This window comes from Bradyrhizobium sp. F1.13.3, assembly GCF_040548265.1.
Classification (GTDB): Bacteria; Pseudomonadota; Alphaproteobacteria; order Rhizobiales; family Xanthobacteraceae; genus Bradyrhizobium.
Genome location: NZ_JBEPRI010000026.1, coordinates 1 through 24,443, shown reverse-complemented (window position 1 = coordinate 24,443; position 24,443 = coordinate 1). Strand labels below are relative to the sequence as shown.

The window sequence follows — 24,443 nt, the reverse complement described above, 5'->3', positions numbered from 1 at the left end:
GGTCGCAAGCTTTGCTGCACTGCGTAACGATGTAGTGAAAAGGGCCACCTCGAGGAGTGGCCCTTAGCGCGAGTGAGGAAATCTTGCCGAAGCCACCTCTGGGATTAGGCCGCGGCCTGATCGACTGGTGAGAAAGGCAGCCCGAGGCTCTCGGCCACCGCCTTATAGGTGAGACGGCCGTGATAGACATTCAGGCCGGCGCGCAGATGTGGATTTTCAAGCACAGCCGCAAATCCCTTGTTGGCCAGCGCCAAGCCGAATGGAAGCGTAGCGTTGTTCAATGCCTGGCTAGACGTCAAGGGGACCGCTCCGGGCATGTTTGCAACGCAATAGTGGATAACGCCGTCCAATTCGTAAGTTGGGTCTGCGTGCGTTGTTGCGCGCGAGGTCTCGAAGCATCCACCCTGATCGATAGCGACGTCCACGATCACGGACCCCTTGCGCATCGCACTCAACATGCTGCGGCTGACAAGTTTTGGCGCACTCGCACCGGGCACGAGAACGGCGCCGATGACAACATCCGCCGCGAAGACCTCCTCTTCAACGGAGTCTATCGTTGAGAATCTGGTACGAATTCGTCCTTGGAATATCTCATCCAGCTCGCGAAGCCGGGGAATGGAACGATCTAGGATTGTGACCTCGGCGCCCAGGCCTGCTGCCATTCGGGCAGCGTGGGTGCCGACGACGCCTCCTCCGATCACCACGATGCGAGCGGGTTGCACACCGGGCACGCCGCCGATCAGCAATCCCCGCCCCCCAGCGTACCGCTTGAGCGCAGCACCTGCCGCCTCGATAGCAAGTCTTCCCGCAACCTCACTCATTGGTGCAAGCAGCGGAAGGCCGCCATTCGCGTCAGTCACGGTTTCATAGGCAATGGCGGTGCAACCGGACTTGATGAGGCCCTTGGCTTGCTCCGGATCCGGCGCCAGATGCAGATAGGTGAACAGGATCTGGTTTTCGCGTAGCCGGGTCCACTCCGAGGGCTGTGGTTCTTTGACCTTGACGATCATCTCGCTCGACGCGAAAACCTCGCGCCCTGAGGCCGCAATCGCCGCGCCGGCCTTGCGGTAGCTGTCATCCGTCGCGCCAATCCCAGCGCCTGCGTTGGTCTCCACCAATACGCTATGGCCAGCGCCCACGTATTCGCGGACGGCCCCAGGCGTAAGCCCGACGCGGTATTCGTGCGTCTTGATTTCCTTGGGAACACCGACCTTCATTTGCAATCTCCTTGTGAGAGGCTCTTTGTAATCGGAGGAGCGGTACAAACCTGCAACCCGGAACGCCAAATGGCGCCTTAATCCGGCAATCTTCTGCGTCCGCTCGCAGGATTTCGAACGACGACCGGAGATCCCCGAGTTGGGCAGGCATCATACCACAGAGGGGCACAAGCAAATCGGCTGGACCCGATCGGCCTCAAAGCAATCAAGGTCCCTCGCGACTAAGATTGATATATGCCGGGATGCATCGACTTCTTCGTTGTTTTGCCCCATTCGCAGCGATGCTCCATTCGATGATACCATTTACGAGGGAGACCCGCGGGTTCATCAACGATGGATCGCGTTTTTCAAACCTTTGCTGAGCGATTGACCGAGAGCACACATCGAGACGCAGTTCAGCAGAGCATGGCCGAAGTAACCGCTGCGCTGAAATTGTCTTGCTTCGCCTATCTTGCTCTTCCCGGCAGGCCCGGCTGTGCTCCAAACCTAATCTCGACGTATCCATCCTCGTGGACCACCCTTTATTTGCAGCGCGGCTACGAATCAATCGATCCGGTGGTACGTCGGGCGATCCGCCAGGCTGATCCCTTCCGATGGGGGCTTGGATTCGAACCGAGAGGTCGGTCGGAATCAGAACGCGCGCTGTTCGAGGAAGCCGGAAAATTCGGGATTCGCTGCGGATTTACATTCCCAATTCACGATGACAAGGGCGCGATCGCCGCGTTGAGCTTTGCGACCGACGAGCGTCGAACTTCTTTCGAGCGCTCGCTCGTCGAGCACGCCCAGAGCCTGCGGCTAATCGCAGCGTTCTTCCATGCACGTGCAAAACGCTTCTGGACGATTGACCGCATGGTCGGTGGGGTGATGCTGTCTCCTCGCGAGTACCAGTGTCTCGAATGGTCCGCGCGCGGCAAATCAGCTGGGGAGATCGGGATCATTCTTGGCATCAAAGAGCGAACCGCGGGATATCACCTGGATAACGCGCGCGCGAAGCTCGGCGTCAGCTCCCTTCGTCAAGCGATCGTGCTGTTGACCGAATCGAAATCTCGAAAATAGATCAACCGCAAGCTGCAAGCACCTGTGCAACTCCACAGGATGTGCTTTCCTGCCTTCTCTGCTTGCTTGCCTGAAGCAAGGCAAGGAGGCAAGAATGATGCAGCTCATCACGCCGGAGTACTACGGCGAATTCGTCGACGATCTCACCGAGATGCACCGGCTGCGGTATCGAGTTTTCAAACAGCGCCTGGACTGGAACGTCGAGGTCAGCGGCGAGATGGAAGTCGACGAGTTTGATGTCCTTCGACCCGTGCACCTCCTGAACCGCTCGAACGCTGGACGTCTTCAGGGTTGCGTCCGACTTCTGCCTTCGACCGGCCCAACCATGCTGAGAGACACCTTCCCGATCCTTCTGGACGGCCAGCCGCCGCCACGAAGCGACCGGATATGGGAGAGCAGTCGTTTCGCGCTCGATGTTCCTCCGGATGCGCCAAAGGCAAGTGGTAGACTTGCTGCTGCTACTTACGAGCTGTTTGCGGGCATGATCGAATTCGGCCTTTCGATTGAATTGACCGAAATCGTTACCGTCACTGACGCCCGGATGGAACGCATTCTTCGCCGCGCGGGCTGGCCGCTCCGCCCGATCGGAAAAGCTCGTCCTCTCGGAAACACCACGGCCATTGCTGGATACCTGGAGGTCTCGCCCGATGCGTTGCATCGCATCCGCAAAGCGGGACACATCTCAGGTCCGGTGCTTTGGGCTCCGGTCATCCAAGCGGCCGCCTAGGATCTGAAGCAAGTACAATCCGGGGCATCGCTGCGCAATGGAGCGGAAAGTTCATCTGCTTAAGACTTACGATGCACAAACCACGTCGATCAACACCGTCCCTTCAAGCCAGCAAGGCAATCGAACTGAAACACCTGCAATCGGTCGTGGCCGCGGCTGATTGTGGCAGCCTCCGTCGAGCGGCGGAATTGCTGAGAACCCAACAATCGAGTCTCAGCCGAAGAATCAGCGAGATCGAATATCACCTGGGAATTGCGGTTTTTGAGCGCTTCAGCGGTGGTGTGCGCCCGACGCAGGCAGGCCGCAGTGTTCTTCGCCTGGCAAGGACAATTCTGGATGAGTTCGATGCTCTCATCGCGACGGCGAAGGCCGTACGGAACAGCGAGGCTGGCCGGCTGAGTGTCGGGCTCTGCACCTCACTTTCCATTGGCAACCTGCAGACGTCCTTGCTGGATTTCAAGCAGCGATTCCCGCAAATCGAGCTTGTGACGATCGAGAAATCACGAACACGCCTTGCGACGGCACTTCGCAACGGCGTTCTCGATATCCTGATCGTCACAGGGAACCTGCCGTTACTCGACAATCGAGTGATGCCGCTGTGGAGCGAACGTGTTCTGGTCGCCTTACCCCATGATCATCCCCTCACCGCGCGCGCAACAGTCTGTTGGACTGACCTGCGCGGCGAGACGGTCCTGCTGAGCCATTACGATCCGGGAAAAGAGTTTGAAGATCTTCTGATTTCCAAGCTCGTGTCGCCTGAGGACCGTCCTAAACTCGAGCGCCACGACGTCAGCCGCGGTATCATCAAGAGCCTGATCAGGATGAACACAGGAATCAGCCTGGTGCTGGAATCCGACATGGGCATCAACTATGCAGGCCTCGTCTACCGCGAGTTGCGCGATGGAGCCGGTCCGAGCCGATTCGACTTTTCGGCATACTGGCGAGACGACAACGAAAACCCTGCGTTGGCTGCCTTCTTGAACTTGCTTTCTGAGCGCTATCCCTCGCCTCCGCTCGGATGTTGACGGGCCCGTCGAGCCTTCCGAAAACTTCTGTCCGCTGCCATGAACCGTGCCAACATGGGAGCGATAAGCTTGGCCGGCTCCCCGATCGGCTGTCCGCTCTCTTGTGCAAGGATTTCGGCGTACGCTACGAGATCCCGGTGCACACTCGCCGGGAGTTCATGCGTAATCTTGATCGGCTTATCGTCTTCGAGCGCTCCAAGTTTAAGCTTAGCCATCGTACCTCACCCTTTATACGGTTCGAGCACCAAGTCACGATTGACGATCACCCGCACCGGAAATCCCGGACGAATCGTCAAGGTCGGCTGGATGTTGAGATTGCGGCGGACCACCTGCTGGCCCGTCTGGTTCATCGAGTCCCCCGCCCCGCGGCGGAGCGCAGCGATGAGGTTGCTGTTGGTGCTGCCCGTATCTGATCCCGAATTCACCTCGGTGCCGACGGCGAGCAGCGTCGAAAGCGCAGCGGCCCCCAACAGCTCCTTCCAATGGTTGTCGACCTCATCCTCAAGCCCAGAGTAGCCCGCGGCATCTGCGCCCGGCTGCCGCTCCAGCACGATCGACCGCCCATTTGGCATGATGAGGCGCGTCCACACCAGGAGTACGCGCGATTGGCCAAATGCGACTTGGCTATCATACGTCCCGATCAACCGGGCTCCTTGCGGGATAAGGCGAGCTCTCCCGGTAGGGGAATCATATACCGCTTCTGTGACTTGGGCCGTGATCTGCCCAGGCAGGTCGGACCGAATCCCCGTGATAAGAGCAGCCGGAATGACCGTTCCCGCCTGGACCACAAAGGGAGAGACCGGTCTTGCCAGGCGATCGGGACTGGTGGTTCGACGGTCAACGGAAGCACTGACGAACGCAAGTTTTCGATCCTGGCCATTCTGGGAAAATGCTTCGTCGGATGATGGCGCTGCATTTGATGGGGCTTCACTTGGCGATGTGACAGGGGCCTGTACGCGGACGTTCGTGCTGGCAAACACCTTGCTGGTGCGTGCCGCCTCGCTCTCCTGATTGACGCGCTGCTGTTCGGCGTCAATACCGAGCGGGCTGGCCGTCGAAGAGCCCTGTGCTGCAACGATCGGCCGGCCAAGATCGCCGGGTAAAGGTGGTCCAAGGCGCGGCACCTCCTTCGGGATCTCAGCATAATCCTTCGGCAAGGTTGCAAGCTGATCGGCGACATTGTGGTGGTCGGTCGCGTAAAGCTCCTCGGCGGCCGGCGTGCGCGATCGCTTCTCCTGCAGAGCCCAGAAGACCGCACCAGAGATGAGCACCAGCAAGAGGGCGCTGCCACCCGCAAGCACCTTGCGCGATAGGCGCGTAACTTGCGGCCGATCTGGCCGGAGCCGAAGGGTTTCGGCGATATTTTCCGGCGGGTTGACCCGAGGAGCGTCCTTGGGTGTGTCATTCGGCTGGCCGGTCTCTGTCACAGCGACCTCCCGTCGGTTCGGATGATCCTGACCTTCTGCTGGTGCTCCTCGCCCAACCTCAGTTCCGCCGCCGCGAACAGCCGGTCGACGATCAGCACATTGCCGTAAGCGCGATAGTTGACGAGCTCGGTCTTGCCATCAGGCCCGATCACGAACAGCGGCGGCATCTCGCCCTGGCCGATGCCGGGCGAAAACTCGATGTAGACCTTGCGCCCATCGTCATAGGCATTGACAGGACGCCAAGGTGGGCTGTCTCCCTCGATGGCGTAGCGGTAACGGCGCTGCGCTTGGTCCGGGATGACGGGTGTGGGCGGCAGAGCTCGACCACGCGCGGTCCGCTCCTCCGGATAGAACCACGCGACCTGTGGCATGTAGGGCCTTTCCCGCGAGCGGAGCTCGATCAGGTAAGTGCGCCGGTCCGTGTTGACGACGAGATTGGTCTCGATCGCCGGACGTGTCGGCTTCACCATGATGTGGACACGACGCGTGTCGCCGCTGCCGCTTTCGGTGTCACCGACCACCCAGCGCACGGTGTCACCCGCGGCAACCGGTCCCGAGCCGATCAGCTGCTCGCCGGGCTCCAAGGCGATGTCGGTGATCTGCCCCGGCGCGGCATAGATCTGATAGAGAGCGCCCGGACTATACGAAAACACCTGCACCGCATTGAAGTAGCCGGCTTTCCGAGGCTGCACGCGTGCCGCGTCATTCGCGGTCTCAATCCGCTCGACGGGCTCCTTGGCTTCCGCGTTCTTGCCGCCGCGCGCCGCCTTCCAGGCCGGTGGCACATGCAGCGGCCGCGGCCGATCGTCGGCAAGCGCCGGCAGATCTGGAGCCGGCGGGACATCGCTATCGTAACTGATTTGCGGCGGCTTGAACGTGGTGCATCCGCCAAGGGTGGACACACCAATAACGAGAGCCAGAGCCAGGCTCGGGCGGACCCTCTGTGACGCAATAACGAGACCTGACAGCATGACTAGCCCAGCTCCTTCGACCAGTTGATGGCGTTGACATAGATGCCAAGCGGATTCTTGCGGAGGCGATCGAGATCGCGCGGCATCTCCACGACGATGCTGACGATCGCGCTCCACCGCTCCGTTGCGGCAAGCTGACCATTGTCGTAGCGCCGCTCGACCCAGGCGAGGCGAAAGCTCTCAGGCGAAGCCCGGATGACGCTCGAGACCTCGATCGCAATTTGCGTCTTGCCGAGCTTGGCGAATGGATCGTTGTTGCGGGCGTAGTCATTCAGTGCGGCCGCGCCGCGATCGGTTGTAAAGTCGTAGGCGCGGAGCCAGTTTTCGCGAAGGACGATGGCGTCCATCGGCAGGCCGCGCACATGCTCGATGAAGCGCGCCAGGTGAAAGGCTACTTGCGGGTCGGTCGGTTGATAGCTGGCGTTTGCCGGAGCAACTGCCTTGGCTTCCCCCAACTGATCGACCTCAACCACCCAGGGCGTGATCGTCCCGTGAGCGGATTGCCAGACCAGGGCGCCGGCAAAGCCGGCAGATAAGAAGAGGCAGCCAAAGGCCATCAGGCGCCAGTTCTTGGCCTGCACGCGCGCAGACCCAATGCGATCATCCCAGACCTGGGCTGCGCGTTGATAGGGAGTGACGGCTTCTGGCGTGCGGCCATAGTGAACAGCCGATCGTTTGAACATTGTTTGACCTCAAGTGACGGGTGCGAAAACGGAATTGGCCGATCAGAAGTCTCAGCGATCCTCTTGCGAGAGGTCGACAGATCCGCCGCCGCCGCCGTGATCACCTGAGCGGATCGCGTGGGTTGCCGCTGATGCGCCATGGCTGATCGTCTGCGCTCGCTTCATGCGCCGAACCCAGGCGGGCGCACTGTCGGAAGCTCTCGAGGCGTCCCCTTCGCCGTTACCGGCATCGCTCGCCGCTCCACCAAGACCAGATGCGACCGAACGCAAGGGACTTGCGGCCCCGGATGCGCTCGCCTCGGAGCCGGACTGACTCCCCGCCCGAAACACGCTCATGGTGCCGCTTGCAATCGCGCTTCCACCGCGTGCGGCACCTGCAATCGCTCCGCCGGCGAGGCCGGCAGCGCCGGCCGCAAGGCCAGCGCCAGCCGCAACGATTCCACCGGCGGCAAGTCCCGTCCCGACGGCGCTGCCTGCACCGAGCTGCGGACCTCCGGAGACGATGCCGTTGGCAATCCCGGGTCCGAAAATGCCGAGGCCCAACAGGGCGAGCGCGCCGAGCACCAGCGCCATCGCGTTCTCGATGGTCGGCTGATTGCCGCCGAAACCTGCCGTGAACTGCGAGAATAAGGTCGATCCGATGCCGACGATGACGGCGAGGACCAAAACCTTGATGCCGGAGGAGATGACGTTGCCCAGCACCCGTTCGGCCGCAAAGGCGGTCTTGCCGAACAGACCGAAGGGGATCAGGACGAAACCAGCAAGCGTCGTCAGCTTGAACTCGATCAGCGTGACGAAGAGCTGGATGGCGAGAATGAAGAAAGCCAGAAGCACCACGATCCAGGCGAACAGCAGGACCGCGATCTGGACGAAATTTTCGAAAAAGCTGACATACCCCATCAGGCCCGAGATGGAGTCCAGGATCGGACGGCCGGCATCGAGCCCCACCTGCGCGATCCGACCTGGCCGCAAGAAATCCGCCGATGACAGGCTCGTGCCCGAGGCTTTGAGTCCAAGACCTGCAAAGCTCTCGAAAACGATGCGGGCAAGATTATTCCAGTTTCCAATCAGGTAGGCAAAGACACCGACAAACAAGGTTTTCTTGACGAGCCGGGCAAGAATCTCCTCTTCACTTCCGAGGGACCAGAACAGGCCCGCAAGCGTGAGGTCGATTGCAGCTAACGTCGTGGCGAGATATCCAACTTCGCCCCCGACCAGGCCGAAACCGGAATCGATATAGCGGGTGAAGATTTCCAGGAACTGGTCGATGACGGAGGTGCCGCCCATTGCTCACTCGCTTTGGCTTGGAATGGAGGGAGAGCCGGACGGGAGGCGGCTTTCGTCCTTGCGCGGCACAGGCGAGGAAAATGGCGCCGTGCCCGCCTCGCTATCCGAACCGTTTACCGATCCGCTTTTCCCCAAGAACTGGCTGCGCCGTTCCGCCCAGATCCTCTGGCATTCGAGCAGAGCTTCTTTCTGCTCGTAGGTGACGGTGCGGCATTTCTCGAGCTTTGCCGCCGCCGGATCGAGCTTCGCAGCGAGCGAGGCGGAAGCTTGACTCGCGCTGTCGTCGCCGCGCAGGCGAATGGCGCAGGCACCGACGACCAGGACTGTGAGGCTAACTGCCACCGCCATCGGCAGCCGTTCAAATCTGTTCTTCATCATCAGTGGAACATCTGCACGGTTGTCGGTTGATAGCCCTGCCCCTGGGTCAGAAAGCGCCGCATTTGCTCCCTGCCCTGATCCTGGGCACTTGCTCTTTGCGCGGCTTCGAGCGATTGCGCACGCCCTTGCGCGGCAACGGTGGCCGTGAGGTCCGCAAGCTGCTGAGCTTGCAGCGCAAGGAGCTGGTTGCCGGCCTGACTTGCCTGCAGAGCACCTGACGCGCCCTGGCTCGCCGCGACCAGGGCCGACATCTGGGTGCGGTTGGTATCGAGATTGCCGACGACGGTTGCCTGCACCCGCATGGCGTCCTGCAGGCCGGCAACCGCATTCTGCCAGCGTGTCTGGGCGTTGGCGACGAGGAGCCCATTGGACATGCTCCCGGATGCCGGCGCATAAGTTGTCGAGAACGCGCGATCGATCTGCTGGACATCGTAGGCAATGCGCTGCGCTTGACTGAGCAGCTGCTGGGTGCGCTGAATCGATTGCTCGAGCTGCTGCAAGGACGAGTACGGCAGGCTCGCCAGGTTCTTCGCCTGATTGATCAACATCTGCGCTTCGTTTTGCAGCGAAGTGATCTGGTTGTTAATCTGCTGAAGCTCGCGTGCGGCGGTCAGCACATTTTGCACGTAGTTGTTGGGATCGAACACGATCCACTGTGCCTTTCCTTCCCGGGGCCCTTGGGTCAGGCTAATTGCGACGATACTTGCTGCTAGAAGCGGACGGATTCGTTTCATGACAAGCCACCTTCCTTGGCAAGCTGCGGAATGAGATTGCAGGCCCAGCCGAGGTCGCGCGCCTTGAGCCAGCCGGTGACGAAATCGTCTCGTCCGTGCTCCTCAAGAACACGCTCGATGAGAGCCTGGTCGGTCTTGGACGACGCGGCCGCAAAAGCCAGCGCGATTTCGCCAAGACCAAGCTCGAACAGGCGGTTGCCCCGGCGCGACTGGCAGTAGTAGTCGCGCTTTGGCGTCGCGCGGGCGAGGATCTCGATCTGCCGGTCATTCAGTCCAAAGCGCCGGTAGACCGCCATGATTTGTGGCTCGATCGCGCGGTCATTGGGAAGCAGGATCCGGGTCGGGCAGCTCTCGATAATTGCGGGCGCAATTGCGGAGCCATCGATATCGGCCAGCGACTGGGTCGCAAACACGACGGAGGCGTTCTTCTTGCGCAGCGTCTTCAGCCATTCGCGGAGCTTGCCGGCAAAATCGGCATCGTCCAGCGCAAGCCAGCCCTCATCGATGATGAGAAGGGTCGGACGGCCGTCGAAGCGATCCTCAATCCGGTGGAACAAATAGGAGAGAACCGCCGGCGCGACACCGGTCCCGATCAACCCGTCAGTCTCAAACACCTGGACGGAGGTCTCTCCCAGCCGTTCACCTTCGCCATCCAGCAGCCGCTCAAATGGACCGCCGAGGCAATAGGGTTGCAGCGCGCGCTTCAAGGCATTGGATTGCAGAAGAACGGACAAGCCCGTCAGCGTCCGCTCCCGAACTGGCGCCGAGGCGAGCGAGGTCAAGGCCGACCAGACATGATCCTTGGTCTCGGGCGTGACCTCGATGCGCTCGCGCGCAAGAATCGATGCGATCCAATCGGCTGCCCAACCGCGCTCCGCGACATCGTCGATGCGCGCAAGCGGCTGGAGCGCCACGAATTCTGCCGAGTCTCCACCAACCGCGCCGCCGAGGTCATGCCAGTCGCCTCCCATAGCTATCGCCGCCGCGCGGATCGACCCGCCGAAGTCAAAGGCAAAGATCTGAGCGGCCGGATATCGCCGGAACTGCAGTGCCATCAGTGCGAGCAGCACCGATTTGCCGGCGCCGGTCGGTCCAACGATCAGAGTGTGTCCGACATCGCCGACATGGAGCGAGAAGCGGAAAGGGGTCGATCCTTCCGTCTTGCCGAAGAACAGTGGAGGCGCCTTGAGATGATGGTCCCTCACCTCTCCCGCCCAGACCGCAGAGAGCGGGATCATGTGGGCGAGATTCAGCGTCGACACCGGCGGCTGGCGCACGTTTGCATACACCTGACCCGGCAGGCTGCCGAGCCAGGCCTCAACGGCATTCACCGTCTCGGTCATGGAGGTAAAGTCCCGGCCCTGGATCACCTTTTCAACGAGGCGGAGCTTTTCGTCCGCCGCGTGCGCATCCCTGTCCCAGACCGTGACGGTTGCCGTCACAAAGGCCTCTCCAATCTGATCCGAGCCGAGCTCCTGGAGTGCGTTATCTGCATCCATCGCCTTGTTGTGGGCATCGGTATCCAGAAGCGTGGACGCCTCGTTCGTCATCACCTCCTTCAGGATCGCGGCAATCGACTTGCGCTTGGCAAACCATTGCCGCCTGATCCTGGTCAGGAGCTTTAGAGCATCGGTCTTGTCCAGCATGATCGCTCGCGTCGACCAGCGGTACGGGAATGCGAGGCGGTTGAGATCATCGAGGATCCCGGGCGTCGTCGTCGTGGGAAACCCCACAACCGTCAGGACACGCAGATGCGCGTCACCCAGCATCGGCTCAAGCCCGCCTGTCAGCGGCTGATCGGCAAGCAGCGCATCGAGATACATCGGGATTTCCGGCACCCGAACACGATGCCGCTTGGTCGAGACAGTCGAGTGCAGGTAGGTGAGCGTTGCCTCGTCATCGAGCCAGCCGCATTCCGGCATAAAGCCCTCAACGAGCTGCAGCACGCGGTTGGTCCGGTCGACGAAGCCACTCAGCACCTCGCGCGCATCCGCTCCCGCGCTGCGATGGCCGCCCTCGTACAGGAGACGCTCTGCCACAGCTGCACTCTCTGCAGGCGGCAGATAAAGGAAGGTCAGGTAGTAGCTCGATTCATAATGGCTGCCGGCCTCCTCGAATTGCGCTTTCCGCTCCGCATCCACCAGGGCGGATGCGACATCCGGGAATGTGTCGGGCGGATAGCGCCCTGCCGAATGCCGTTGCGCCTCGACGAAAACCGCCCAGCCCGATCCGAGACGCCGGAGCGCATTGTTCAGCCGGCTTGCGACCGCAACAAGCTCAGCCGGCACGGAACTGTCGAGGTCCGGTCCCCTGAACCGCGCCGTCCGCTGAAGTGAGCCGTCCTTGTTCAATACAATTCCCTCGTCGACCAGAGCAGCCCAGGGCAGGAAATCAGCAAGGCGCGTGTTTGAATGGCGGTATTCGGCAAGATTCATCATGGGATTAATTCTCAAGCGCTGAGGTGACCGGGAACACGAACGTGCCGGCGCACGACTTCGACGAACTCCGGATCGCGTTTTGCGGCCCAGACCGCGGCCATGTGGCCGATGAACGCCAGCAGAAGGCCGGCCAGCCACAAGCGCAGACCGAGGCCGAGTGCTGCAGCCAATGTGCCGTTGAGAATGGCAACCGATCGCGGTGCCCCGCCCATCAGGATCGGCTCGGTCAGCGCACGGTGGACAGGGGCGACAAAGCCCGGGACTGGCTCATCCATCAGATCACCACCCCGCCGCCGAACGAGAAGAACGACAGGAAGAAGCTCGAGGCGGCAAATGCGATCGACAGACCAAACACGATCTGGATCAGCCGCCGGAAGCCGCCCGAGGTGTCGCCGAATGCGAGCGAAAGACCGGTCACGATGATGATGATGACCGCGATGATCTTGGCCACGGGTCCTTCGACCGACTGCAGGATCTGGTTGAGCGGCTGCTCCCAGGGCATGTTCGAGCCGGCGGCCCAGGCCGGGCTACTCACCAGGTACAGACAAGCGAATGCCGCAACTGATGCGAAACCTCGCCCGAGAGATGATCGTACGTTCATGACTGATCTCCGATTTTCGACAGGGTGTAGTCGCCTGATGACCCAAGCCCGGTGACAGAAGCGAGTTCGCTCAAACGCCGTTCGGCACCGCGGCCAGAGAGCACGGCGATGACGTTGATGGTCTCGGCGATCAGCGCGCGCGGGACCGTCACGACGGCCTCCTGGATGAGCTGCTCGAGCCGGCGGAGCGCGCCAAGCGCGGTGCCGGCGTGGATCGTGCCGATTCCGCCGGGATGTCCAGTCCCCCAGGCTTTGAGCAGATCGAGCGCCTCGGCTCCGCGCACCTCGCCAATCGGGATACGATCAGGGCGCAGGCGAAGCGACGAGCGCACAAGTTCGGACAGCGAGACCACGCCATCCTTGGTCCGCAGCGCCACGAGGTTCGGCGCCGCGCACTGAAGCTCCCGCGTATCTTCGATGAGAACGACGCGATCCGAACCCTTGGCCACCTCCGCCAGAAGCGCGTTCGTCAGCGTCGTCTTGCCCGTCGATGTGCCGCCCGCGACCAGGATGTTCTTGCGTGTAGCGACCGCATCGCGGAGCGCGTTCGCCTGCTCCAAGTTCAGGATGCCGGCAGCGACATAGTCGTGCAGGCTGAAGACAGCGACCGCGGGCTTGCGGATCGCGAAAGCCGGCGCGGCGACGACCGGCGGCAGCAGGCCTTCGAACCGTTCTCCCGTTTCCGGCAGCTCAGCCGAGATTCGGGGCGAGCCGGCGTGAACCTCAGCGCCCACATAGTGCGCGACCAGCCGGACAATTCGCTCGCCGTCGGCAGCTGATAGACTCGCGCCGGTATCGGTAAGGCCGCTCGACAGCCGATCGATCCACAGCCGGCCATCGGGGTTCAGCATCACCTCAACGATCGACGGATCTTCCAGAAAACCTGCGATGGCCGAGCCCAGCGCCGTGCGGAGCATGCGCGCTCCGCGCAACTCGGCTTCCGAATGAAATGAATGGATCGCCACGACTGCCCCCAAGTTGACTGAGGCAGCTAGCGTCTAGCGGCCTCACATGAGGACAACTAGAAAAAGCAGAACCTGCGCGACAGCAACAATGAGACCATGTCAATCGTAGTCTGGCGTAGAAGAAGAAAGATTAGGGACGATCGCTTCTGACGCGCCGAACATCATGACCCCTGACATCAGCGCGGCGACATGCGGGCTTCACCACTCCGCATGATCATCCGCCTCCAGGATGGCGAGCTCGGCTGGTGGAATAACGACCTCAACCGAGTTCCAGCCGCCTGCCGGCTGAGCTGTGACCGAAGCGCCAGCCGTCCGTTTCCGCCGCTCGAGCCACGGGACGGCGGCGAACCAGACCAGCGCTGCCACCTGTAGCAAAACGTTCACACCGAAGGCGGTCTGATAGCCCGGTAAAGGATAATGCCCCGCCTCTAGAGGCCATTGCTCCAGAATCAGTCCCGTCCCGTACTGCACGACGAAAGCCCAGCCAAACTGCAGGACATTCAGACCGCCATTGGCGCGCGCAACCAGCTCGGCCGGGAAATAATCCGCTATGATGGCGTAGGTCAGAGCAGTGGCTGATCCGGCCATCGACAGCACGCACCACGGCAGGAGTGACGGCCAGGGCGGATGCAGGATCAGCACAAGCTCCGCCACAATCAACATCGCCGCGACCAAGCCAAACAGAGCCTCGCTCTTCTTAGCCCGGCGGCGCACCCAGTTGGCAAGGACGCCCAAGACCAGAGCGCCGAGACTCAGAGCGACCGCCATGACGAACAATTCGTTGACGAGCCTCGTTCGATCCAGCCGCTCCACATCGGAAAGCCAGGGCGCCGCCCATAAGGATTGCAGTGCCCAAGCGGACCCGATGCAGGTCGCCGATAAGGGCGCCATTCTCCAGAACCGCGCATCCGAGTAGACGGTTTTCAGAGTGGCGGGCGTCCTGGTGCCCTGTGGCCAAGTGGTTCGGTCGGGAACCACTTGATAGATCAAAATGGCAGCAAGCGCGCTTGCGGCCGCCAGCACGCCGAATAGACCCCGCCATCCGATCCAGTCCAGCAGCGATTCGGCAGGAGCCGTTGCGGTGACCGCGCCCAATGAGCCCAGCATAATCATGTAGCCATTGATCAGCGCCAAACGTTCTCTTGGAAACCAGAGGACAATGATTTTCAGCCCGGACATCAGGGCTGCTGCACTCCCAAGTCCGACAATCGCGCGAGCAAAAAGAAGCGACAGGAATCCCGTCGATAGCCCAAAGAGCGCGGCACCCCCTGCAGCAACAGCCAAGAGCACGCTCTGGACCCGGCGCGGCCCGAAGCGATCAAGTAACATGCCGATCGGAATCTGGGCCGCCATAACGACCAGGAAATAGATTGACGTGAGCAGCCCGATATCGGCAGCGCCAAGCCCGAGATCAGTGGCGAGGCGCCCAGCGATGAGCGTATTGATGGTCCGGAACAGGTACGAAAGGTAGTACCCGGCCGCGAAGGGAAGAAACACGCACGCGATGAGCCGCCACACCGGAACTGGCTCAACTCGTGCCACCGGCAATATTTGCGACCCAAGCTCCTTCCGCACGCTTCTCGCGGCCGGCCTAACAAAAGGAGTTCGGCAGGTTTCGAAAGTTCGGATTGCTGCCGCCCTCCACGGCGGCGGCGCTCGGCTCGGAGTTTCCATCCGCCGCGACTGCGGTCAGACCTTCCTTTCTCGGCTGTTCTTCTGCCGCGCGCTGTGACGCGCCGCCAAGAGCTTCACCGGCAGGTCGACCGCGCCTGCCCAGCCGATCGATCGTCTCCTGGATCAATGGCTGACCGAGCCGTACCCGCCGTTCGACCTGCTCCGCCAATACCTTGAAACGCTGCTGCCCGAGCAAGCACGCCTCCCGCTGGCCGGATGGCAGCATGGGCGGCGTCACGGTGAGGTGATAGCGCGCATGCAGGGCTACGATCTCGGCGATGATCGCGATCTCGTGCTCGAGCCTGGCCATCTGGCCACTTATCCGGTCCAAAGCCTCATGAACGCGCCCCTCGGGCGGTGCAGGATTCAGGAATCGTTCAAGCGCTGTCTCGACGACCATGCTCTTGCCGAGCCCCGGGCGTTCGGTCGCAACTTCAAGCCGCTGAAACATGCTCTCGGAGAGCTGAACGGTAACCTTCTTGGTTCGCGCTCCTTCGTTTGGGCTCGGCTGCGCATCGCTGTCGGCTTGATTCACAATCGAGCTGGGCTGGCCTCCAAGCTCTCCATCGACTTGCACTGCTTGTTCACTCCCAATTTGCGGCCGCGACCTGCCCGCGCACAGCGGCACGCGCGGCGTCGATTTCGGAATCGAAACGGCTGAATCGTCCCCAGCGATGATGGACTTGACACAAGGGCCAATCCGAACGTCACTTCAACTGCACCGAAATCTGCGTCGTAGTCTGGCGTAGCCAAAGAAAGACAAGGCGGTCTCAAGAAGAGCGGGATTTGTAAGCCTGTGTCATTCGCGGGCAGCCAACGACCTGTTGCAGCGGGGCCGGGCGCCTTGAGTGACGAGCCCATCGCTTGTTGCTTCGTGGCGTACTGCCGACCTGCAGTCTGCTTATCTGATTCAGCGCCGCACCCATCGCCAGGAGCTGCCAGGCGCATTGGGGCGCCCGTACTGATTACTCCGGCTTCTCAGAGGCGTGCATGTCGATGCTCACCTCTTTCAGGACGGTGGATCCGGTTGCAAGCCGCCGTCCGAGCGCCTCAACAAAGCGATCGTAACGTTCCGCGCCCTTGGCGCGCGCGGCCGGCGTCGAATGTTCGGGGAGCGCCGGCGTTGAGGTCAGCCAGAAACGGATGAAGAGCGCGATGGTCTCAAGCGTGATGCCATCATTGCGCTCCAGGCGTTCGAGCACGCGCGCGATCCGGTCCAGACGCTTGGCGATCGCCGCCTCGCGCCGATCGGAATCATCGGGAGAAAGAAACGCGCCGATTGCGGCCTCGGCGACCAGCGACTTGGGCTGACCCCGGCGTTGTGCGAAGGCCTCAAGGGTTTTGAAGGTTTCCGGATCGAGATAGATACTGAGCTGAATCTTTTTCACGCTGCCCCGCTCACAGATCCATCCCATCGTCCGCGTCGAGGCTGACGGTCCGCGCGACGCCCTGCATCGAGCGGCTCAGAGCTTGTGCCTGGACGGCATCGGCATCACCCTCATCGAGGTCGGTGTCGAACTCGTGTTCGCCGAGCGGCGCCTTGACCTCGATCTCCTCATGTTCCGGCAATTCCGGCTCGCGACGCAAACCACCGTTCGCCTCGTCGCTCCTGCGCTTGCGTCTGGTCAGTAGCGCGACTGATGGCGGAATTGGAGCGCCGGCCGACCAGTCATCCGGTCCCGCGGACAAGTTACGCGGTTCGAAGCGGGGCGGCTTCAACACACGTCTCTGGAACTGCGGATCCTCGTAGTAGCGCACTTTCGTGGCGCGGACCGGGTGCACCCCGGAAATCATCACGACTGCATCTTTCGGCGAAAGTTGCATGACCTCGCCTGGCGTCAGCAACGGCCGGGAGGTCTCCTGACGGCTCACCATGAGATGTCCAAGCCAGGGGCTTAAACGGTGCCCGGCATAGTTCTTCATGGCGCGCAACTCGGTCGCGGTTCCGAGCGCGTCGGATACGCGCTTGGCAGTACGCTCATCATTGGTCGAGAAGGCGATCCGGACGTGGCAATTGTCGAGGATGGCATGGTTCGGCCCATAGGCGCGTTCGAGCTGATTGAGACTCTGGGTGATCAGAAAGCTGCGGATGCCATAGCCTGCCATGAACGCGAGCTGGCTCTCGAAGAAGTCGAGCCGGCCGAGCGCTGCAAATTCATCGAGCATCAGAAGGAGTTTTTGCCGGCGCCGGTCTAGATCCAGGCTTTCGGTCAACCGCCGCCCGATCTGGTTGAGGATGAGCCGCATCAACGGTTTGGTGCGAACGATGTCGGATGGAGGGACCACGAGATAGAGTGAGACGGGCTCGGCGCCGTCGACGAGATCGCGGATGCGCCAATCGCTTCGCGCGGTGATCTTGGCAACCACCGGATCGCGATAGAGCCCCAGGAAACTCATCGCGGTCGAGAGCACGCCGGAGCGCTCGTTCTCGCTCTTGTTGAGAAGCTCGCGCGCGGCCGAAGCGACAACGGGATGAACGCTACCTCCAAGATGCGGGGTTGCGAGCATGGCGTTGAGCGTAGCGTCGATCGGGCGGGAGGGATCGGACAGGAAATTGGCGACGCCTGCGAGGGTTTTGTCGGCTTCGGCGTACAGGACATGCAGGATTGCGCCGACAAGGAGAGAGTGGCTGGTCTTTTCCCAGTGGTTGCGGCGTTCGAGTGCCCCTTCCGGGTCGACAAGGATATCGGCGATGTTTTGGGCATCTCGCACCTCGCAATCACCACGACGGATCTCGAGAAGCGGGTTGTAGGCGGCGCTGGCCGGATTGGTCGGGTCGAATAGGAGCACTGGCCCAAATCGCGCGCGCCAGCCGGCAGTCAACTGGAAGTTCTCGCCCTTGATGTCATGAACGATCGTGGAGGCCGGCCAGGTCAGAAGAGTCGGGATGACAAGGCCCACGCCCTTGCCCGAGCGCGTCGGAGCAAAGCAGAGCACATGCTCCGGTCCGTCATGCCGGAGATAGCGCCCCTCAAAGCGTCCGAGCACGACGCCATCAGGCCCCAACAGCCCTGCGCGCCTGACCTCGCGCGAATCGGCCCAGCGCGCTGAGCCGTAGGTGGTGACGTCCCTCGCCTCATGGGCCCGCAACACCGAGAGCATCATTGCCAGTGCGATTGCGGCAATTCCGCCGCTTGCGGCGATGGAGCCGCCCTCAAGGAAGATCACAGGCGCGTAAGCATCGAATTTGAACCACCAAGCGAAGAAGGCAGCCGGCTGATAGATCGGCCAACCCTCGAGACTGAACCAGGCGGGTCCAAGCTGCGGCTGGAAGGCAAGCCGCCAAGCGGTCCATTCGGTCGCCGCCCACATGAAGGCGAGCACGACCAGACAGACCAGGATGACCTGATGCCAAATGATCTTTGTCGCGGACATGTGGAGATCTGGACGGCATCCATGAGCTGAGCGCAACCACAGCGCCGGGATGTCGCAGTCCCGCGCATAAAACTGTAGCCTTCGGCGGGTCGGGGTGAAGCGTGTTCGGAGCTGAGCTCCGGGCGAGCGACTGGGAGGACACAAGTCCAGACGAGGAGCTAAGAAACGTGATCGAGCGGCCAGAGTCTGCAAGGACATCATTCCGTTGCACGATGCCCAGACCTGGACCGCCGCGATGATACGGGGCTTCCTGCGTTACCTGCATGGCCAGGGCTATCGGGTTGTGCATTTTGGCACCGGCGGCCTCGGCCGGGACGAACGCCGAGATGGTCCATCGTGGTCTCGGGTCGCGGTGGCGGGCACACAGCGCCACAGGATTAGCGCGTCAAAGTGAAAGGCCGCTCTTGCCTGAGCTGGCGATCGCCACACGATCGCTTGTCGATCTTGGTGTCCTCGCTGGACGCGACGACGGCTCTCACTCTGGTGGTGGGAGAAGCATCGGCTCCAGCCGACTTTCCTGGTGCGCCCTTTGTGCCGCAGCAGGAGTGGCCCGCATCTTGCTTCGACCGCATATGAAACGGGACTCGTGAAGGCGACCACCGAACCCAAGTGCATGTCTTGCAGCACGGAGACAAAGGGAATGAACGATGCAATGGCCGATCTGTTGTTTTTCGCCGCGTCGAGCGGAGACGAGGTGTCAAACCCGGTTCCGGACAAAAATCTGAATCGTCTTGCTGCCAAGGAGCGCGCGTTGAGGAAAGGCTGGGTCGTGCTCAAGGGCAAGATGAGAGATCCGGCTTGTGGTGGGCAGGTCGAGGTCTTCCGCGTGACCGACGCCGGCAGAGCGCGCCTGGAGGAGCTTGGTGCTCGCAGTGGTACCGTCGAGCGCTTCAAAGCGATTTTAAACTGAGCGATTGGCCGCCAGATCACGGATCCCCGCAGAGATCGGCGGATCAAATTGAAAGTCCACGCTTCCGACCAAAGCTCCAGTCCACCCCTCCGGGACCAGCAATACCGTTCACCTGGCGACCCAGTTCGTGCTCTAGCTTGGGTACCCAGGGCACGAGCTGAAAGCCGAGGCCGTTGTCGATCATGGCAAAGCGGCCCGACGCAAGCGATAACCTCCGGCGATAGATTCCCGAAACGCATTCGCCTGCCTCCGCAGGCAAGTGCGCCAGCCCCGTCTCGGAGGCCAAACGCCGGCCTGCCCCATCGAGTTCGCGGCGGCGGAGTGTCTCGATCAAGTTGCGGCCGAGCGTCACCTTGTCTCCCGCCCGGCGTGCCAGCCCCTGTCCTGCCAGCACGTCGATGCGCCGATCAAGCGCATGCCGCACCTCGGCACCAAAACCGGCGCGCGAGAAATCGGCAGATTGGCGCGCCACAAGCTGCCGGTCGAGCCACGTCGCGCCTTCCGCTGCGACCTGCTGGTCAATGGCGAGTTCGGAGCGTACCGCGAGCGCGATCCGCGTTCGGCCACGCGCGTCCTCGAACCGCCGGAGCTCCACAATCCCACCGATCGGCCCGTCGCCGGCCGCCTCGATCTCCGAAAGCTTCAGATGATGCACGCGACCGTCGACACCGTCGACGATGGCAAACGCTGAGCCCTTCAGCTCGTCATCGTGGCCGCGTGCGAGGAGACGGCCGACAATGGGCTCGCCGTGGCGTTCGGCTTCGAGCGCCCAGGATGATGTTGCGCGCGCGGCGCCGTCTTTCGCGAGGCTCTTGTGAAGCCGCTTGATGATATCGCCGCGCTCGCCCAGGTTACGCAAACGCGGTTCCATGTCCCCGGGGAGTACCCAGCGTGCAGGCCCCGCAGGCTCCGCCAAGCCTAGCCGCTCAAGTGTCCGCAACCGCCCGATCCGAATCTCCCGTAACGGGTCGCCCCCGGCATCCCGGTCTGGCCTCAAATCAATCACTCCGTGCGCTGCGCCAGCTTCCCGAGCCAGCGCCCGGTCAAGCCTGGTCCAGCGTTCGGCCGTCACCTCCGCTTCAAGGATTTGGCGGATCTCGAGCTCCGATCGCGGGCCAAGCTCGCGCGTGACGAGATCGCCAGCGCGGGCGCGCAAGCCGGTTGCGATATAGTCGCGGCTGATAACGAGGTCTTCTCCATCATCGGCCCGGCCGCGCACGAGAATATGGATGTGCGGATGCTCAGTGTTCCAATGATCGACCGCAACCCAATCAAGGCCAGTACCGAGGTCGCGAGAGGCCTGATCCATGAGCTCACGCGTGAAGCTGCGCAAATTGGCGAGTTCGCCCGCATCGTCGGGCGAGACGATGAACCGGAAGTGATGCCGGTCGCCCTCGCAGCGCTCGGCGAACGCGCGGCCATCGGCGTCATCGCCCGCTGCATCAAAGAGCTTGCCCGGTGTCCCATCGCGGGTGACCCCGTCGCGTTGGAGATAACCGATATGCGCGCGGAGCGCGCCCGGCGAACGCATCCGGCGCACGACCGGCGCCTTGACCATGGCGGATCGCGCACGGTTGTTGAGGAGCCGCGTCGCGGCAAGGCTCGCCGCGCGGCCGCGCCCAAACTTGCTGCCACGGCTGCGGCTGCCCCGCGACAGACCGCCGGCCTTCTGAGCAGCCTTGAGCGCCTGCGCCAAGAAAGGCTTTCTCCGAGGCGCGCGCGTCGAACGGATGCGGCCTGGGCGGATGCGGAAATCGTCGTTACCGGTCATCTTGCTCCACGGAACGTGTCGAAAATCGAGCCCCCACGGGGAGTTGCTGCCGACCACTCTCAACGTTGCGACTAGCTTCGACATCATGCGACGAAATGCGATTGCGATCATCGGGACTGCACCTCGCCTGATCGCCGCACAAACAGGCCCGTCGCGCGAGGGACGAGTGCAGTTGCACCCGCCCTTGGCGTTGCTTTCGACGGATTCATCGTGCGGACACCGGATGCCGAGTTGGTGTCAGCCGATAAGCTCTTGGACCGCTCAACAACGAGTGGCGCTTGCTGCCACGCGGCGAAGCGTCTGGAAGCCGAACCACTGCTGTTGCGCTGCTCAATACCGATCAATGGTGCGAGTGTAGCGATGTAGATCTGTGTTTCATCCGGAAGCGCTCGACCGGTGGCCAGGTGGTCCTCGTACCGTTTTGGTCCAGCATTGTAGGCTGCGAGAAACCCTGCCGATCCGAAACGATCGAGCATCTCGCGAAGGTACGCTGTCCCAGCCATAATATTGTCGTGAGGATCAAATGGATCGATACCGAGATTGTAACGAACGCTCAGCTCGACCCAGGTCGCGGGCATGATTTGCATCAACCCGAGCGCTCCCCGAGGTGACATAGAGTGCGCATCACCACCGCTTTCGGCGTGCATGACAGCACGGATCCAACGCTCCGGGGTGTCGAACCTATGTGAGGCTTCGGTCACGAACGCGGCGTATGCACGGCCTGGAAGCAGGTTTGAGGAGCGCGCAGCTTGTGCGCGCGATCCAACCTCCGCGCTGCCGGCCGATGGCGCTGCGCACGTCAGCAGAATTCCCAAAAAGCAAGCAGCGGCTCGAGATAGCAATGTGCGGACAGCCGTCAAGGACAGAGCTCTTCCCGGCCGGCAGTGAGCCGGCGCGAGACGGCCGCGACGCGCGCCGATTGCCGACAATTCAGCCGGGATGGAGGAATGACAGTGCGATCGGTCGACTAGAGAGACCGCAAGCCATCGGAGCAATGCCGGCATTTGTCAGTCCTCCATGGTCCACACCGGTACCGCTTGCCCGATGACGGCCGATATCGGGAGCGGTCCGAAATATCTGCCGTCCAAGGACTCGTCCGACTGCCAGTTCATGAGAAACACTTGGTCCTCAGCGACGACCCGGCAGCCCTGCCAGGCCGGCAACGGCCTGCCACGGCGGTCGCGCTCACGTGCCTGGCCCATTTCGATGCCGTCGACGACGATTGTGTGCCCCTTTCTGCAGACGGTTTGTCCGGGCAACGCCAGCACGCGCTTGAGCATCGGAAGACCGCTCGGCAAATAGCCGTTGAAGTCGAGGAAGCTCGCAAGCGGCTCTGGTGGCCGAACGGCCACGAGCTCAGTGATGTGCAATCGTGCGGTCCCTTGCAAACGGTAGAGGCCGATCGGCACACTTTCGGAAGCGTTCCAGATGTACGACAGTGAGGTGTCGGTGACCGGCCAAAGCGCGAGCGTTGTGGTCCCACATATCGCAAGGATGATCCTTAGCCGTCCCATCAGAACACCATCCTGCGCCGGCGGAGCCACGCCTGGTGGCGCGCACGCGTATAAGGTCGTGGCGTTTCGTTGACGGAAAGACGGTTGTGGACATGATGCCAGTATTCGGGGGCTGCATCGGCAGGATCGATGCCGAGTGACTCCACGGCTTCGATCAACTGGAGAACGCGCTCGACCTTTTGCCAGCCAGCTAGCCGCAGCAGGCTTTCGCCGCCGGGGCCGACCCAAGGCACGGTCGAATACCGCTGCCCCGGCGTGATCACGCGCAGAATGTCGATGCGAGACAGGATGGTTCCGAAGTCATTGGACGTCCAGCGCACGAACGCAAAGATGCTGCCGGGCACAAACGAGAGAATGCGCCGGTGCTGGTCAATGATCTTCTCCGATACAGGCTTGCCGAACCGGATTCGGTTCTCGATCCGCTTCTCGAGCCACAAGAGTTCAACAGTCGTGAGGTCGCTCACCTGGCCACTCCATAGTCATGAGATGAATTTTGGACATGCCAACGGGTGCGCTGTCGCCTGCGCATCGAAGTCTGAGCCTTGGTTTCGGCAGAATGGTCGTGATGAAGCGTCGATGATCGACGTTGCCGAAGCGATGCAGCGCTCCTGCTGCTGCCAAGGATCGCAGCCGAGTGGCTCCAATTTGTCAGAAGGATTCCGAAGGATTTGACGCCGATCCGGACGCGATCGAACTGTCGGAAGCGTTGTCGTTCAGCACCTGGCTGTTCACGGCGCTTGCCGAAAAGGCCCTCCCGATGATCTGCATCAAGAACCGGCACGCAAAGGCGGTGATGAACGCGATGCTGAAACAGTCCGCCCGCAACGACGCGAAAGACATTGCGCAGATGATGCGCACTGGCTGGTTCCGCGCGGTGCATGTCAAGTCGGAGAGTGCACAGACGTTGCGCGCGCTGCTGGTCGCGCGCAAGGCGATGCTCGGCAAGGTGCTGGACATAGAGAACTTGATTCGCGGCCTGTTGCGACCGTTCCGCCTCAAAGCTGGCGAGATCTCGGTCGGCCGTTTCGACGCGCGGGTGCGCGACCTCTTGGCCTGGAAGAAGGAATTGGAAGCGATCGTCGCGCCGCTGTTGAACGCCCGCAGCGCCATGCGGCAGCAGTTGGCAAAACTGCACCGCGTGGCGCTGACGTTTCGCGCCACCGTCGATGACCCTGCGCGATTCAAGAAGCCGACCAACGTCGGCGCCCGTTTCGGGCTGACGCCGCGGCGCTATCAATCCGGCCAGAGCGGCCGGATTGGCAGCATCTCCAAATGCGGCGATGAGCTGACGCGAGCGATGCTGTACGAGGCGGCGATAGCGCTCTTCACCCGCATTCCGAAGAATCTTAAGCTGCGGCTGTGGGGCCTGCGGCTGGCGAGGAAAAAGGTTCTTAAGCGCGCGGCGACCGCAGTGGCGCGCGCGCGCGCCGTGCTGCTGCACAAGATCTGGACCAGTGGCACCACCTTCCGGTTGGCCGCCGGCGGCAAGCGCGGCCGGGTCGCTGCGGCGGCTTAAGGGCCTCCGCGACCGCGCCGCTTCCACGCGCGCCTTCTCCTTCCGCCACAGCGGAGCAGCGTCTCCCGCGACGGGGATGTGGGTGAGATCGCAACTTTTCTTGCTGGCGGCTTCATGGACACCTTTGAAGCCATCAAGCACGGCGCTGGTTAGCCTGACCGCCCATTCTCCAGA

General features: G+C 62.0%; 25 protein-coding genes. 5 read left to right on the top strand and 20 right to left on the bottom strand.

What is annotated here, in order from left to right; translation table 11 throughout:
• Positions 1 to 104 precede the first annotated feature (104 nt).
• Positions 105 to 1,217 (bottom strand): alanine dehydrogenase, encoded by a 1,113-nt coding sequence (gene ald / locus ABIB66_RS39710; RefSeq protein ID WP_354258921.1) that lies wholly within the window; start codon positions 1,215 to 1,217, stop codon positions 105 to 107.
• 333 nt (positions 1,218 to 1,550) lie between these two features.
• Here ald and ABIB66_RS39705 point away from each other — a divergent pair, with 333 nt between their 5' ends.
• From ABIB66_RS39705 to ABIB66_RS39695, 3 genes are all read left to right on the top strand, one after another.
• Entirely contained in the window at positions 1,551 to 2,273 is a 723-nt protein-coding gene (locus ABIB66_RS39705) for a helix-turn-helix transcriptional regulator (protein WP_354258918.1), read from the top strand.
• 94 nt (positions 2,274 to 2,367) lie between these two features.
• Positions 2,368 to 3,000, top strand: coding sequence for an acyl-homoserine-lactone synthase (locus tag ABIB66_RS39700; protein ID WP_354258915.1), 633 nt, complete (start codon positions 2,368 to 2,370; stop codon positions 2,998 to 3,000).
• 71 nt (positions 3,001 to 3,071) lie between these two features.
• Positions 3,072 to 4,025 (top strand): LysR family transcriptional regulator, encoded by a 954-nt coding sequence (locus ABIB66_RS39695; RefSeq protein WP_354258912.1) that lies wholly within the window; start codon positions 3,072 to 3,074, stop codon positions 4,023 to 4,025.
• On the opposite strand, the gene ABIB66_RS39690 is transcribed toward ABIB66_RS39695, so the two are convergent.
• The 15 genes from ABIB66_RS39690 to ABIB66_RS39620 form a co-directional block, all read right to left on the bottom strand.
• Complete coding sequence (locus ABIB66_RS39690) at positions 3,998 to 4,240, bottom strand: DUF2274 domain-containing protein (RefSeq protein ID WP_354128298.1); 243 nt, start codon at positions 4,238 to 4,240, stop codon at positions 3,998 to 4,000. The genes ABIB66_RS39695 and ABIB66_RS39690 overlap by 28 nt on opposite strands.
• 6 nt (positions 4,241 to 4,246) lie before the next feature.
• The gene (locus ABIB66_RS39685) at positions 4,247 to 5,452 is read right to left on the bottom strand and encodes a TraB/TrbI/VirB10 family type IV secretion system protein (RefSeq protein WP_354258908.1); all 1,206 of its coding nucleotides are present in this window, start codon (positions 5,450 to 5,452) and stop codon (positions 4,247 to 4,249) included.
• Complete coding sequence (gene trbG / locus ABIB66_RS39680) at positions 5,449 to 6,423, bottom strand: P-type conjugative transfer protein TrbG (protein WP_354258905.1); 975 nt, start codon at positions 6,421 to 6,423, stop codon at positions 5,449 to 5,451. Before trbG ends, ABIB66_RS39685 begins: the two co-directional genes overlap by 4 nt.
• Before the next feature lie 2 nt (positions 6,424 to 6,425).
• On the bottom strand, positions 6,426 to 7,106 hold the full coding sequence (gene trbF, locus ABIB66_RS39675) for a conjugal transfer protein TrbF (RefSeq protein WP_354258902.1): 681 nt from the start codon (positions 7,104 to 7,106) through the stop codon (positions 6,426 to 6,428).
• 51 nt (positions 7,107 to 7,157) lie between these two features.
• Positions 7,158 to 8,393, bottom strand: a complete 1,236-nt coding sequence (trbL, locus tag ABIB66_RS39670; protein WP_354258899.1) for a P-type conjugative transfer protein TrbL — start codon at positions 8,391 to 8,393, stop codon at positions 7,158 to 7,160.
• A 3-nt stretch (positions 8,394 to 8,396) separates the two neighbouring features.
• Positions 8,397 to 8,771 carry a putative entry exclusion protein TrbK-alt gene (trbK-alt, locus tag ABIB66_RS39665; RefSeq protein ID WP_354258896.1) on the bottom strand — a complete coding sequence of 125 codons (375 nt, stop codon included), beginning with the start codon at positions 8,769 to 8,771 and terminating at the stop codon, positions 8,397 to 8,399.
• Positions 8,771 to 9,505, bottom strand: coding sequence for a P-type conjugative transfer protein TrbJ (gene trbJ, locus ABIB66_RS39660; RefSeq protein WP_354258893.1), 735 nt, complete (start codon positions 9,503 to 9,505; stop codon positions 8,771 to 8,773). The genes trbK-alt and trbJ overlap by 1 nt, the downstream gene beginning before the upstream one ends.
• Positions 9,502 to 11,943 (bottom strand): conjugal transfer protein TrbE, encoded by a 2,442-nt coding sequence (gene trbE, locus ABIB66_RS39655; protein ID WP_354258891.1) that lies wholly within the window; start codon positions 11,941 to 11,943, stop codon positions 9,502 to 9,504. The genes trbJ and trbE overlap by 4 nt, the downstream gene beginning before the upstream one ends.
• Positions 11,944 to 11,954: 11 nt before the next feature.
• Positions 11,955 to 12,218 carry a VirB3 family type IV secretion system protein gene (locus ABIB66_RS39650; protein ID WP_007600323.1) on the bottom strand — a complete coding sequence of 88 codons (264 nt, stop codon included), beginning with the start codon at positions 12,216 to 12,218 and terminating at the stop codon, positions 11,955 to 11,957.
• Entirely contained in the window at positions 12,218 to 12,544 is a 327-nt protein-coding gene (locus tag ABIB66_RS39645) for a TrbC/VirB2 family type IV secretion system protein (RefSeq protein WP_283018292.1), read from the bottom strand. The genes ABIB66_RS39650 and ABIB66_RS39645 overlap by 1 nt, the downstream gene beginning before the upstream one ends.
• Entirely contained in the window at positions 12,541 to 13,461 is a 921-nt protein-coding gene (trbB, locus tag ABIB66_RS39640) for a P-type conjugative transfer ATPase TrbB (RefSeq protein ID WP_354258888.1), read from the bottom strand. The genes ABIB66_RS39645 and trbB overlap by 4 nt, the downstream gene beginning before the upstream one ends.
• Positions 13,462 to 13,707: 246 nt before the next feature.
• Positions 13,708 to 15,027, bottom strand: coding sequence for an MFS transporter (locus tag ABIB66_RS39635; RefSeq protein WP_354258886.1), 1,320 nt, complete (start codon positions 15,025 to 15,027; stop codon positions 13,708 to 13,710).
• 73 nt (positions 15,028 to 15,100) lie between these two features.
• Positions 15,101 to 15,760: a ribbon-helix-helix domain-containing protein gene (locus ABIB66_RS39630; protein ID WP_354258884.1), complete on the bottom strand. Its 660-nt coding sequence runs from the start codon at positions 15,758 to 15,760 to the stop codon at positions 15,101 to 15,103.
• 388 nt (positions 15,761 to 16,148) lie between these two features.
• Positions 16,149 to 16,571 carry a CopG family transcriptional regulator gene (locus ABIB66_RS39625; RefSeq protein ID WP_354258882.1) on the bottom strand — a complete coding sequence of 141 codons (423 nt, stop codon included), beginning with the start codon at positions 16,569 to 16,571 and terminating at the stop codon, positions 16,149 to 16,151.
• 10 nt (positions 16,572 to 16,581) lie between these two features.
• A complete protein-coding gene (locus ABIB66_RS39620) occupies positions 16,582 to 18,558 on the bottom strand; it encodes a conjugal transfer protein TraG (RefSeq protein ID WP_354258880.1) in 1,977 nt (658 codons plus the stop codon).
• 640 nt (positions 18,559 to 19,198) lie between these two features.
• On the opposite strand from ABIB66_RS39620, the gene ABIB66_RS39615 reads away from it, so the two are divergent.
• The gene (locus ABIB66_RS39615) at positions 19,199 to 19,468 is read left to right on the top strand and encodes a hypothetical protein (protein WP_354258878.1); all 270 of its coding nucleotides are present in this window, start codon (positions 19,199 to 19,201) and stop codon (positions 19,466 to 19,468) included.
• A gap of 43 nt (positions 19,469 to 19,511) precedes the next feature.
• Here ABIB66_RS39615 and ABIB66_RS39610 read toward each other — a convergent pair whose 3' ends face one another.
• The 4 genes from ABIB66_RS39610 to ABIB66_RS39595 all read right to left on the bottom strand — a co-directional run bounded on the left by ABIB66_RS39610 (position 19,512) and on the right by ABIB66_RS39595 (position 23,217).
• On the bottom strand, positions 19,512 to 21,239 hold the full coding sequence (locus tag ABIB66_RS39610) for a relaxase/mobilization nuclease domain-containing protein (RefSeq protein WP_354258876.1): 1,728 nt from the start codon (positions 21,237 to 21,239) through the stop codon (positions 19,512 to 19,514).
• 107 nt (positions 21,240 to 21,346) lie between these two features.
• A complete protein-coding gene (locus tag ABIB66_RS39605; protein ID WP_354258873.1) occupies positions 21,347 to 22,243 on the bottom strand; it encodes a lytic transglycosylase domain-containing protein in 897 nt (298 codons plus the stop codon).
• Between the two features lie 3 nt (positions 22,244 to 22,246).
• On the bottom strand, positions 22,247 to 22,753 hold the full coding sequence (locus ABIB66_RS39600) for a S26 family signal peptidase (protein WP_354258870.1): 507 nt from the start codon (positions 22,751 to 22,753) through the stop codon (positions 22,247 to 22,249).
• Entirely contained in the window at positions 22,753 to 23,217 is a 465-nt protein-coding gene (locus tag ABIB66_RS39595; protein ID WP_354258867.1) for a DUF2840 domain-containing protein, read from the bottom strand. Before ABIB66_RS39595 ends, ABIB66_RS39600 begins: the two co-directional genes overlap by 1 nt.
• Positions 23,218 to 23,387: 170 nt before the next feature.
• Here ABIB66_RS39595 and ABIB66_RS39590 point away from each other — a divergent pair, with 170 nt between their 5' ends.
• Complete coding sequence (locus ABIB66_RS39590; RefSeq protein ID WP_354258864.1) at positions 23,388 to 24,269, top strand: transposase; 882 nt, start codon at positions 23,388 to 23,390, stop codon at positions 24,267 to 24,269.
• Positions 24,270 to 24,443 lie beyond the last annotated feature (174 nt).